This window comes from Streptomyces sp. NPDC002130, assembly GCF_040296465.1.
Taxonomy (GTDB): domain Bacteria; phylum Actinomycetota; class Actinomycetes; order Streptomycetales; family Streptomycetaceae; genus Streptomyces.
In genome coordinates this window covers 47,545-59,554 of sequence record NZ_JBEOXI010000014.1, presented here as the reverse complement: position 1 = coordinate 59,554, position 12,010 = coordinate 47,545, and the positions used below count along the sequence as shown (strand labels likewise).

General features: G+C 70.8%; 10 protein-coding genes and 1 pseudogene. 10 read left to right on the top strand and 1 reads right to left on the bottom strand.

What is annotated here, in order from left to right:
* From ABT116_RS04625 to ABT116_RS04600, 6 genes and pseudogenes are all read left to right on the top strand, one after another.
* Positions 1-536, top strand: a pseudogene (locus ABT116_RS04625) (ABC transporter substrate-binding protein); the annotation flags it as partial.
* A 146-nt stretch (positions 537-682) separates the two neighbouring features.
* Positions 683-1,609: an ABC transporter permease gene (locus ABT116_RS04620; protein WP_053671697.1), complete on the top strand. Its 927-nt coding sequence runs from the start codon at positions 683-685 to the stop codon at positions 1,607-1,609.
* Positions 1,602-2,570: an ABC transporter permease gene (locus tag ABT116_RS04615; protein WP_351627726.1), complete on the top strand. Its 969-nt coding sequence runs from the start codon at positions 1,602-1,604 to the stop codon at positions 2,568-2,570. The genes ABT116_RS04620 and ABT116_RS04615 overlap by 8 nt, the downstream gene beginning before the upstream one ends.
* An 11-nt stretch (positions 2,571-2,581) precedes the next feature.
* Positions 2,582-3,640, top strand: a complete 1,059-nt coding sequence (locus ABT116_RS04610) for an ABC transporter ATP-binding protein (RefSeq protein ID WP_351627723.1) — start codon at positions 2,582-2,584, stop codon at positions 3,638-3,640.
* Entirely contained in the window at positions 3,633-4,781 is a 1,149-nt protein-coding gene (locus ABT116_RS04605) for an ABC transporter ATP-binding protein (RefSeq protein WP_351627720.1), read from the top strand. Before ABT116_RS04610 ends, ABT116_RS04605 begins: the two co-directional genes overlap by 8 nt.
* Positions 4,782-4,846: 65 nt before the next feature.
* The gene (locus ABT116_RS04600; RefSeq protein WP_351627718.1) at positions 4,847-5,188 is read left to right on the top strand and encodes a VOC family protein; all 342 of its coding nucleotides are present in this window, start codon (positions 4,847-4,849) and stop codon (positions 5,186-5,188) included.
* Between the two features lie 122 nt (positions 5,189-5,310).
* On the opposite strand, the gene ABT116_RS04595 is transcribed toward ABT116_RS04600, so the two are convergent.
* On the bottom strand, positions 5,311-7,437 hold the full coding sequence (locus ABT116_RS04595; protein WP_351627715.1) for a S9 family peptidase: 2,127 nt from the start codon (positions 7,435-7,437) through the stop codon (positions 5,311-5,313).
* Positions 7,438-7,614: 177 nt separating this feature from the next.
* Between ABT116_RS04595 and ABT116_RS04590 the strand changes: the two genes are divergently transcribed.
* From ABT116_RS04590 to ABT116_RS04575, 4 genes are all read left to right on the top strand, one after another.
* Entirely contained in the window at positions 7,615-7,809 is a 195-nt protein-coding gene (locus ABT116_RS04590) for a hypothetical protein (protein WP_003992731.1), read from the top strand.
* 28 nt (positions 7,810-7,837) lie between these two features.
* Positions 7,838-8,740, top strand: a complete 903-nt coding sequence (gene mshB, locus ABT116_RS04585; protein WP_351627712.1) for an N-acetyl-1-D-myo-inositol-2-amino-2-deoxy-alpha-D-glucopyranoside deacetylase — start codon at positions 7,838-7,840, stop codon at positions 8,738-8,740.
* Positions 8,737-9,147, top strand: coding sequence for a DUF6113 family protein (locus ABT116_RS04580; protein WP_104777560.1), 411 nt, complete (start codon positions 8,737-8,739; stop codon positions 9,145-9,147). Before mshB ends, ABT116_RS04580 begins: the two co-directional genes overlap by 4 nt.
* 156 nt (positions 9,148-9,303) lie before the next feature.
* Positions 9,304-11,826, top strand: a complete 2,523-nt coding sequence (locus ABT116_RS04575) for a hypothetical protein (RefSeq protein ID WP_351627708.1) — start codon at positions 9,304-9,306, stop codon at positions 11,824-11,826.
* Positions 11,827-12,010: the final 184 nt, after the last annotated feature.

Here is a 12,010-nt window from a genome sequence, read left to right as displayed (position 1 = left end):
CGGCCCAGGCCAAGAAGCTCATCCAGGAGGGTGGCGGCGTCCCGGGCAACAAGATCCAGATCCAGTACAACGCCGACCAGGACCACAAGCCCTGGGTCGACGCGGTCTGCAACTCGATCCGCAAGTCCACCGGCGTGGAGTGCACCGGCGACCCGAAGCCGACCTTCCAGGCCGACCTCGACGCCCGTGACAAGGAGCAGGTCAAGTCCATGTACCGCGGTGGCTGGGTGCTCGACTACCCGGTCAACTCGAACTTCATGCGCGACCTGTACGGCTCCACGGCGGCCGGCAACACCAGCGGTTACTCCAACAAGGAGTTCGACAAGCTGAGCTCCGAGGCGGACAAGGCCAGCTCGATCGACGAGACCGTGAAGCTGTACCAGAACGCGGAGCAGCTCCTCGCCAAGGACATGCCGGCGATTCCGCTCTGGTTCTACAAGGTCAACAGCGGTCAGTCCAAGAACATCCTGGGCAAGATCGAGTACGGCCAGGACGGTGACCCGATCTTCGACACCATCCAGGTCAAGCAGAAGTAACCAGACGACCGCAGACCGGTGCCGCCCCTCCCACACAAGGGGAGCGGCGGTGCCGGTCCGTAGGCACAGGCCTCCACCTCACCCTCCTCACCTGCGGTAGATGAGTGCGCAGGCCTCGCCGACCCCTCACGGCATGGAGGCGCAAGATGGGGCGCTACGCCGCCAGGCGACTGCTCCAGATGATCCCGATCTTCATCGGGACAACTCTGTTGATCTTCCTGATGGTCCACATCCTTCCGGGCGACCCGGTCCGGGCCATCTACGGGGACAAGGCTCCCGATCCCGCACAGATCGCGCAGATCAAGCGCGAGTACGGCTTCGACAAGCCCGTCCTCGAGCAGTACTTCCACTACATGCTGAATCTCCTCAAGGGAGACTTCGGCAACAACCTCGCCGGACGCCCGGTCATCGACCTCATGAGCGAGGCCTTCCCGGTGACCCTGCGGCTGACGCTGCTGGCCATCACCATCGAGATCATCATCGGTGTCGGCCTGGGGGCGTGGGCCGGTCTGCGGGCCGGTAAGGCCGCCGACACCGGCGTGCTGGTCTTCACCCTGACGGTGATCTCCATCCCGGTGTTCGTGCTCGGCTTCATCGCCCGGTTCATCTTCGCCGACGAACTCGGCTGGCTGCCGCCCAACGTCCAGGACTCCACGGACTACTCGCAGTTGTTCCTGCCGGCCTTCGTCCTGGCCATGTTGTCCATGGCCTACGTGGCCCGGCTGACCCGGACGACCTTCGCCGAGAACCTGCGGGCCGACTACATGCGCACCGCGCTCGCCAAGGGCCTGCCCCGGCGCCGCATCATCGGTGTCCACCTGCTGCGCAACTCGCTGATCCCGGTCGTCACCTTCGTCGGCACCGACGTCGGCGGCTTCATCGGCGGCGCGGTCATCACCGAGGGCATCTTCAACATCCAGGGTGTCGGCAACCTCCTCTACAGGGCGATCCAGACGAGCGAGGGCTCGACGGTCACGGGTGTGGTGACGGTCCTCGTCCTCGTCATCCTCCTGATCAACCTGCTCATCGACCTGCTGTACGCGGTCCTGGACCCGAGGATCCGGTATGCCTGACGTGACCAAGGCCCAGACCACCGACGCCGCGGCCGTGGACGCCGTGGCTCCGCCGGCCGTCGACGCACCCGGCAAGCAGAGCGCGCAGAAGAAGGAGAAGCCCCGCTCCCTGTGGGGCGACGCCTGGTACGACCTGCGGCACCGGCCCATGTTCTGGATCTCCTCGGTGCTGCTGGTCCTGCTGCTGGTGATCGCCGCGTTCCCCGGCTGGTTCACCAGCGTCGACCCGCGTGACGGCGACCTGGTCCACCACTACCTGGGCAAGCCGGAGCTGGGGCACTTCTTCCAGCCCGACTGGTTCGGCTACGACCAGCAGGGCCGCTCGATCTACTCGCGTGTCATCCACGGCACCCGTGCCTCGATCCTCGTCGGCGTCTGCGTCACCGCGGCCGTCACGCTGCTCGGCGGACTGCTCGGCATGCTGGCGGGCTACTTCGGCGGCTGGATCGACTCGGTGATCTCCCGGATCGTCGACATCTTCTTCGGCCTGCCGTTCCTGCTCGGCACGATGGTCGTCCTGAACGCCTTCACCGAGCGCAAGGTGTACGTGGTCATCCTGGCCCTGGCCTTCCTGGGCTGGACCTCGATCGCCCGCGTCATGCGCAGCTCGGTGATCACCGCCAAGCAGGCGGACTATGTGACGGCGGCCCGGGCGCTCGGCGCCGGCACCACGCGGATCCTGTTCCGCCACGTGATGCCGAACGCCGTCGCGCCGACCATCGTCGTGGCCACGATCGCCCTCGGCGGTTACATCTCCGCGGAGGCTACGCTGTCCTTCCTGGGCCTCGGCCTCAGCGACCCGACGATCTCGTGGGGCATCGACATCTCCGAGGGCAGCAAGGTGATCCGGGACAACCCGCACACGCTGCTGTTCCCGGCGGGCATGCTCAGCCTCACCGTCTTCGCGTTCATCATGCTCGGCGACGCGGTGCGCGACGCCCTTGACCCGAAGCTGCGCTGAGGAGGGCGTACGTGACCACCATCGACAAGACCCGGAACGTCCCCGAGCCGCGCGGCGCGGCCGACGGTGATGTTCCCCTGCTCGAAGTGCGCGACCTGCACGTCGAGTTCCACACCCGTGACGGTGTGGCCAAGGCCGTCAACGGCGTCAACTACACCGTGAGCTCGGGCGAGACCCTCGCCGTGCTCGGTGAGTCCGGCTCCGGCAAGTCCGTGACCGCGCAGGCGATCATGGGCATTCTCGACATGCCGCCCGGGCGGATCCCGCAGGGGCAGATCCTGTACCGGGGCGAGGACATGCTCACCATGTCCGGCGACGCCCGGCGCAAGATCCGCGGCCGGAAGATCGCCATGATCTTCCAGGACGCGCTGTCCGCGCTGAACCCCGTGCTGTCCGTCGGCTACCAGCTCGGCGAGATGTTCCGCGTCCACCAGGGCCTGAGCAAGAAGGAAGCCAAGGCCAAGGCCATCGAGCTGATGGACCGCGTGAAGATCCCGGCCGCGAAGGAGCGCGTCGGCGACTACCCGCACCAGTTCTCCGGCGGTATGCGCCAGCGCATCATGATCGCCATGGCGCTCGCCCTGGAGCCGGACCTGATCATCGCCGACGAGCCGACCACGGCCCTCGACGTGACGGTCCAGGCCCAGGTGATGGACCTGCTGGCGGAGCTGCAGCGCGAGTACAACATGGGCCTGATCCTGATCACCCACGACCTCGGCGTCGTCGCCGACGTCGCGGACAAGATCGCCGTGATGTACGCGGGCCGGATCGTGGAGACCGCGCCCGTGCACGAGCTGTACAAGCGGCCCGCGCACCCCTACACCAAGGGTCTGCTCGAATCGATCCCGCGCCTGGACCAGAAGGGCCAGGACCTGTACGCGATCAAGGGCCTGCCGCCCAACCTGACGCGTATCCCGTCCGGTTGTGCCTTCAACCCGCGGTGCCCGCAGGCGCAGGACATCTGCCGTACGGACCTCCCGCCGCTGCACCCGGTCACCGAGCGGGACGGCGGCGAGCTGCCCGGCCGCGGCAGCGCGTGCCACTTCTGGAAGGAGACGATCCATGGCTGAGCTGGACAAGACGGACGAGTCCATGGACGCCACCCCCAACGTCACCGAGGTCGAGACGGTCGACGCGGCCACCGACGAGGAGGCCGTCGCCGCCATCGAGGCGCCGGTCGAACGCGGTGAGCCGATCCTGCAGGTGCGCAACCTGGTCAAGCACTTCCCGCTGACCCAGGGCATCCTGTTCAAGCGTCAGATCGGTGCGGTCAAGGCCGTGGACGGGGTCTCCTTCGACCTCTACCAGGGCGAGACCCTCGGCATCGTGGGCGAGTCCGGCTGTGGCAAGTCCACCGTCGCCAAGCTGCTGATGATGCTGGAGAAGGCGACCGCGGGCGAGATCTTCTACAAGGGCCAGGACATCACCAAGCTGTCCGGGCGTGCGCTGAAGGCGGTCCGCCGGAACATCCAGATGGTGTTCCAGGACCCGTACACCTCGCTCAACCCCCGTATGACGGTGGGCGACATCATCGGAGAGCCCTTCGACATCCACCCCGAGGTGGCCCCGAAGGGCGACCGCCGCCGCAAGGTCCAGGAACTCCTGGACGTGGTCGGTCTCAACCCCGAGTACATCAACCGCTACCCGCACCAGTTCTCGGGCGGTCAGCGCCAGCGCATCGGCATCGCCCGCGGCCTGGCCCTGAACCCCGAGATCATCATCTGCGACGAGCCGGTCTCCGCGCTGGACGTGTCCGTCCAGGCGCAGGTCATCAACCTGATGGAGAAGCTGCAGAACGAGTTCAACCTCTCGTATCTCTTCATCGCGCACGACCTGTCGATCGTCCGGCACATCTCGGACCGTGTGGGTGTGATGTACCTCGGCAAGATGGCCGAGATCGGGTCGGACACGGAGATCTACGACCACCCGACGCACCCCTACACCCAGGCGCTGCTGTCGGCCGTCCCGGTCCCCGACCCGGAGTCCCGCGAGGGCCGCGAGCGGATCATCCTCACCGGCGACGTCCCGTCCCCGGCCAACCCGCCCTCGGGGTGCCGCTTCCGCACCCGCTGCTGGAAGGCCCAGGACAAGTGCGCCGAGGAGGTCCCGCTCCTGGCCATCCCCGAGCGCTTCCAGGGCGAGGACACCCCGGCGGCCCACGAGTCCGCCTGCCACTTCGCGGAGGAAAAGGACGTGGTCCACGCGGCCTGACCTCTTCGCTCCGGTTCCCGGTATCCCAGCAGGGGTGCCGGGAACCGGCGTCTGGAAGTCCTGGGATGCTGCATCACATCGAACTGTGGGTTCCCGACCTGCCGCGGGCGGTCCGCGAATGGGGCTGGCTCCTCGGCCGCCTCGGCTGCGGGCCGTACCAGGAGTGGGAACACGGCCGCAGCTGGCGGCTCGGCCCGACGTACCTCGTCGTCGAGCAGTCACCGGCGATGAGCGCGGCCGGGCACGACCGCATGCGGCCCGGGCTCAACCACCTCGCGTTCCACGCGGGGCCACCCGCGTGGGTCGACGCGCTGGCCGCCGAGGCCCCCGACCACGGCTGGAGGCCGCTTATCGCCGACCGCTACCCGTACGCCGGCGGCCCCGCAGACCCCCGCCAACTGCGTTAACACGCAGGCAACTTCGCCGACCCGGTTCCGATATACGGACACGTCAGGCTGGTCAGCGTACGGCCGTGCGGGTGCCGTAGACGGGCCGGGGCGCCGGGAGGCGTTCCGGCCCGTCGCCGTGTTCAGGGGGTCGTGATGCCCAGGGACCGCTTCAGGAAGTCGACCTGGAGGAGGAGCAGGTTCTCGGCGACCTGTTCCTGAGGGGTGATGTGGGTGACGCCGGACAGCGGCAGCACCTCGTGGGGGCGGCCGGCGGCCAGCAGGGCCGAGGACAGGCGCAGGGCGTGGGCGACCACGACGTTGTCGTCGGCGAGGCCGTGCACGACCATCAGGGGGCGGTGCGGCTCGGCGGGGGAGGACAGCCCGTCGGCGGTGACGAGGGAGCTCTTCGCGTACGCCTCCGGGTGCTCGGCCGGAGTGCCCAGGTAGCGCTCGGTGTAATGGGTGTCGTACAGGCTCCAGTCCGTCACCGGTGCGCCCGCGATACCGGCGTGGAAGACGTCCGGGCGGCGCAGCACCGCCAGGCCCGCCAGCCAGCCGCCGTAGGACCAGCCGCGGATCGCCACCCGGGACAGGTCCAGGGGGTGGCGCTTCGCGAGGTCCTCCAGGGCCTCCACCTGGTCGTCCAGCGACAGCGTGAAGTCGTGGTGGATCGCCTTCTCCCAGGCGGGGGAGCGGCCCGGGGTGCCGCGGCCGTCCGCGACCACGACCGCGAAACCCTGGTCCGCGAACCACTGCGAGGTGAGGTGGGCGTTGTGCGCGGCCACCACCCGCTGGCCGTGCGGACCTCCGTACGGGTCCATGAGCACCGGCAGCGGGGTGTCACCGTCGTAGTCCCGAGGCATAAGCACGGCGCACGGGATGCGGCGTGCGCCCCCCCCGGTGAGCGTCACGCGGGGTGACATACCAGGATTTTCGGCGTACGAGGGGACAGTCCTGGTCGGTTTTCCGTCGCGCAGGACCTGCACCAGTGAACCTGGCCGGTTCAGTGCCGCCGAGACCAGGACCGTCACCTCCCCGGCCCGCACCGCCGCGTGCACGCCCGGCTCCTGCGAGACACGCTCCACGCCCAGCTCGTTCACCCGGTACACATGCACCTCGCCCGTCTCCGCCTCGCCGGTGGCCTCCGCGCCCGCCGACGCCGAGATCAGCACGTCGTGCGCGGAGACGTCCAGCAGGGCCCGGACGTGCAGCTGCGCGCCGGTGAGCGGCCGGTCCCCGACCGCCAGCACACGCGCACCGCCCTCGTCGGCGATCCGCACCAGCTGACCGGACGGGCTCCAGCACGGCACCCCGGGGAAAAGATCAAGCCATGTTCGATCTTCGTCGGCGTGCACCATCCGTGTCGCGCCCGAGTCCGGATCCACGGCCAGGATCAGCTGGCTGCGCTGGTCGCGCGCCTGTACGAGCAGCAGCGGCGCGCCCGCCGCTGACCAGTGGACATGGGCCAGGTACGGGTAGCGCGCCCGGTCCCAGACGACCTCCGTCCGCAGCCCGTCCAGGCCGATCACGAACAGCCGCACCTCGGCGTTCCCGGTGCCCGCCGCCGGGTACGGCACCCGCTGCGGCTCCCGCTCCGGATGCGCCGGGTCGGCGATCCACCACCGCTGCACCGGCGTGTCGTCCACCCGCGCCATGAGCAGCCGGTCCGACTCCGGAGCCCACCAGAAGCCCCGCGAACGCCCCATCTCCTCGGCTGCGATGAACTCGGCCAGTCCGTACGAGACATTCTCCGACTCCGGCTCGGCGAGCGCCCGGTCGTCCTCTCCCTCGGCGCCCACCACCCGCAGGGCACCCCGCGCGACATACGCGACATGCCGCCCGTCGGGCGACGGACGCGGGTCGATCACGGGCCCCGGCACGGACAGTCCACGCGCCGTCCCGGCCCGCAGCTCGGCCGCGAAAAGCCGCCCCGACAAGGCGAAAGAGGCCAACTCGACGGCCGTGTCGGTGGCGTACCCGACGATGCCGGCCCCGCCCTCGCGGCTGCGTTCGCGCCGGGCCCGTTCCTCGGGTGAGAGGTCCTCCGAGGCACCGCCCAGCAGGGCGCGCGGGTCGGCCGCGACGCGCTCCGTGCCCTCCTCCGGGTCGAGGACCCAGAGCGAATTGGCCCGGTCCGTACCGGAACCGGAGCGCAGGAACACGACACGCGAACCGTCGGGCGCCACGGTGAACGAACGCGGCGCGCCGAGCGTGAAGCGCTGGGTACGGGCGTGCCGTCGGGGGAAGGAGTGAGGCTCGGTCGTCATGCCCTGACCATATTGGCCATGCGCCCCCTTGTGCGGCCGTGCGCCGATCGATGCGCGCAGAGGGATAGTTATGATCAATGTCGCATAGTGGGTATGAACCTGCTGGCTGCTGTACGGATTTGATGCCCCCATAGTCCGACCCCCCGCGCCCTCGTGGATCTTTGGAGGTGAACCGCCGTGGCACTCTCGATTTCGGCGGTGGTGCTGCTGGCGATCATCGTCTTCCTGCTGATCAAGAAGTCGGGACTGAAGGCGGGGCATGCGATCGTCTGCATGCTGCTCGGCTTCTACCTCGCCTCCTCGACCGTCGCTCCCACGATCAGCGAGCTGACGACGAACATCGCGGGCATGATCGGCAGCATCAAGTTCTGAGCGTCGTGGGACCTCGTAGGCTGGTCCCATGACGGAACTGCCCTCCCCCAAGCTCTTCGAGCAGGGGGGACCCCCGCCTCGCTCCGCGAGGCGTCTGCTGCTGGTGCACGCGCACCCGGACGACGAGTCGATCAACAACGGCGCGACCATGGCCAGGTACGCGGCCGAGGGTGCCCACGTCACCCTGGTCACCTGCACCCTCGGCGAACGCGGCGAAGTCATCCCGCCCGCGCTCGCGCACCTGACGGGCGCCGCCCTGGGCCGGCACCGTCACCGCGAGCTCACCGCCGCCATGGCCGAGCTCGGCGTGCAGGACTTCCGCCTGCTCGGCGGCGCCGGGCGCTACAGCGACTCCGGGATGATGGGCCTGCCCGACAACGACGACCCCGGCTGCTTCTGGCAGGCCGACGTCGACGAGGCCGCCGCGCACCTCGTCGAGGTGATCCGCGAGGTGCGCCCCCAGGTTCTCGTCACCTACGACGACAACGGCGGCTACGGTCACCCGGACCACATCCAGGCCCACCGCGTCGCCATGCGCGCCGCGGAGCTGTCCGCCGACGCCGGCCTGCCGATCCCCAAGGTCTACTGGAACCGGGTCCCCCGGCCGGTTGTGGAGGAGTCCTTCGCGCGGCTGAGGGAGGACCTGCCCGGCACGGCCTTCACCAAGGCCGCCGACGTCGACGACGTCCCGGGTGTCGTGCCCGAGGAGCGGATCACCACCGTGATCGACGGTACCGCCCACGCCGCCGCCAAGGCCGCCGCGATGCGCGCCCACGCCACCCAGATCACCGTGGACGGACCGTACTTCGTGCTGTCCAACGAACTCGCCCAGCCCATCCTCACCACCGAGTACTACGAGCTGGTGCGCGGCGAGGCGGGTCCCGGCGAGCGGGAGACGGACCTGTTCGGCGGTCTCGAGGAGGCCTCATGAGCGACCGGACGCCGATGCTGGCCCAGCCGATGCGCCCGCCCACCGCCGGACGCGTCGGCGCCTGCCTCGGGTTCTTCGTGCTCGGCGCCGTGGCCGGCGTCGCCGGGGCCCTGGTGCAGCCCGGGTGGTTCCCGGGCGGGCTGCTGCTCGCCCTGGCCGGAGAGGCCGGAGCGGTCCTGGGCGCCTCATGGGTCGTCCGCGGCCGGGCGGGAGGCGTCGCGGCCGCCGCCGGCTGGATGCTCGCCGTCGTCCTGCTCACCGCCAGCCGCCCCGAGGGTGACTTCCTCTTCGCCGCGGGGAGCGGCTCCTATCTCTTCCTGCTCGGGGGCATCGCCGTAGCTGTGATCTGCGCCACCCTCGCCCCGGGGCGGCAACCGGACGGCGGTCCCGTCCGACTTGCCAAGTGACGTACCACTTCGCCAGGACGTGGCCGTGGGGGTCCGGTGTGGGTTTCCACGGCGGTCACGGGATACGGGCGAGAAGTGGCCAGTATGGTGGTGCGCGCCGCCGAGCTGCCCGCGTGAGGTTGTGTCGGGCGGCGGAGCCAACCGGGAGAACCTGCCTTGAGTCGTGAAACTGACACTCCGTCCTCCGGGCCCAACGGGCGCGGCGGAGCCGCCTACCCGTCGGGTACGCCGCCGTACGGGATTCCGGCGATCTCCGACGCCGGTACGGACGCGGGCCGTTCCGCCACGCGGCCGGAGGAACGCAAGACCGAGACCACGCTGACGACCCGGATCCGGATCAACATCCCCGGGTCGCGGCCCATTCCGCCCGTGGTGGTGCGCAAGCCCGTCGCGGAGACGGAGGGCACGGCCGACACCGACACCCGCGGTGAGGCGCCGGCGACGCCGGGCACGGCCCCGTCCCCGTCACCGGTCGAGCCTCCCGCCGAGCACGGCCCGCCGGGCGACGACAAGCCGTCCAGTGACTGGTTCGCGCCCCGCAAGTCGGGCGGCGGCAAGGGCGGTCCGGGCGGCGGCTCCACCAACGGGGCCGGGATGCCGGGCGGTTCGCGTCCGACGGCGGGCGGTCCTGGTGCCGCGGCGCCGGGTTCCGGTGCCGGTGCGTCCGGTGGGACGCGGCCGGGTGCCGGGCGGCCCGGCGGTGTGGTCGGCTCCATGGGCGCGCCGGGCGGCTCCCGGTCGGGCGGTACGAACGGTGCCGGGCTTCCGGGCGGCGCGACCGGCGGCCCCGTCGCGCCCGGGCACGGCGGCGGCACCGGCTCCTTCGACGTCACCGAGGCCCTGGCGGCGGGCCCGCTGGGCAACGGCTCGCGTCCCGCCCCCGGCGGCGGCGAACCGCGCCGCGACGACCTGCCGTACTTCTCCGAGAACGGCCGCGACGGGCAGAACGGGCAGAACGGGCAGGGTGGCTACGGCGGTCCGTCCGGCGGTCCCGGGTCGCAGGGCCCGGCCGGCCCGACCGGCGGACCGGTCACCGGCGACGGCCCGATGGTGCAGCCGACCGGCGGCCCGGGCGGCTTCGACGCACCGGGCGGGCAGCGTGGCTCCGGCGGCTTCGACGCACCGGGCGGTCCTGGCGGCTTCGGCAACGAGCCGGGCGGACCGGGCGGCCCCAACGACTTCAACGCCTCCGACGGACCCGCTGTCTCCGGTGGCCCCGGCGCCAACGGCTTCGGTGCCCCGGGCGGGCCCGGCGGCCCTGAGGCGTTCAACGAGCCCGGCCGCCCCGGCGGCCCCGGAGCTCCTGGTGCCTTCAACGAGCCCGGCCGGCCGGGAGGCCCCGGTGCTCCCGGCGGCCCCGGCGCCATGGGCGGCAGCCCTGGCGCCCCCGGAGCGCCTGGCGGCCCCATGGGCACCGGCCCGCTCGCCGGCGCCCCCGGCGGCACCCCCGCTCCCGGCGCCGCAGGCCCCGGCCCCGGCGGTGGCATGAGCGACGACACCGCCATCCTCACCCCCCAGAAGCCGGCCCCCGAGCCGCCGGACGGCCCGGGCTACGGCCCCCGGCACGACAACGTCTCCGGGCACACCGTCACCAGCGGCATTCCCGTCGTACCGTCCGGCGGGGCCTCGCCGTTCGCCTCGGGCGCCCCCGGTGACGGCCCGGTGCCCCACGCCGCTCCGAAGCTGCCCGAGCCGGTCTCGCCGCCCCCGGCGAGTTCCTCGAAGGCGCCGAAGAAGAAGGGGCGCAGCAAGCTCGTGCTGGTGGCCGTCGGCGTGGTCGTCCTCGCCGGTGGCGTCTACGGCGCCGGTCTGCTGATGAACCGCACCGACGTGCCCAAGGGCACCACGGTGCTCGGCGTCGACATCGGCGGCACCACCCGCGACGGTGCCGTCAGGAAGCTCGACGAGGCCTTCGACGACCGTGTCGGCACGCCGCTGAAGCTGTCGGTGGACGGCAAGACCGTGTCCCTCGACCCGGACAAGGCGGGCCTGCAGTTCGACATGGACGCCACGGCCGACGCGGCGGCCAAGAGCGACTACAACCCGGTCTCCGTGATCGGCTCGCTCTTCGGCGACCACCGCGTCGTCACGCCGGTCATGCCCGTCGACGAGGAGAAGCTGCACGCCTCCCTGGAGGAGGCGGCGGGTGGCTCCGGCGCGTCGACCGACGGCACGATCGAGTTCAAGAACGGCAAGGCCGTCCCGGTGTACGGCAAGACCGGCAAGGGCGTCGACCTCGCCAAGTCGACGCCGGTGGTGGAGGAGGCGTACCGCACCCAGGTGGAGAACGGCACGCCCGGCACCGTGAACCTCCCGACCACCACCCGGCAGCCGACCGTCTCGAACGCCGAGGTCGACCGGGTCCTGAAGGACTTCGCGCAGCCCGCGATGTCGGCCAAGGCCTTCGTGCAGACCGACCCGGCGCACAGCATCCCGTTCGGCGCGCTGTCGCTGCCGAAGATCCTCAGCTTCAAGGCCGTCGACGGCAAGCTCGTGGACACGTACAACCTCAAGGCGCTCCAGGAGGCGTACGGCACGACCTTCGACGGCGTGCAGATCGAGGGCGCGAGCGGCAAGCGCGACGTCACGCCGCAGGACGTCGTCACGGCCCTGCGCAAGGCACTGCGCGGCAAGACCCCCGCGGAGCGCGTCGGAGTCATCGACACCAAGCCGAACTGACCTCCGGCCACTCGCCGTACGAGAGCCCCTGCCCGACGAGGGCGGGGGCTCTCGCGTCACCTCATCGGCATGACACCTGTCATGCGGCACTCCGGACACCCGGCACTGCCCCCGCCGGCACCCCCGAAGCCACGATGTCCGTATGACAACGACAGCTTCGGTGGTCGCGTTCGACCAGGTGAGC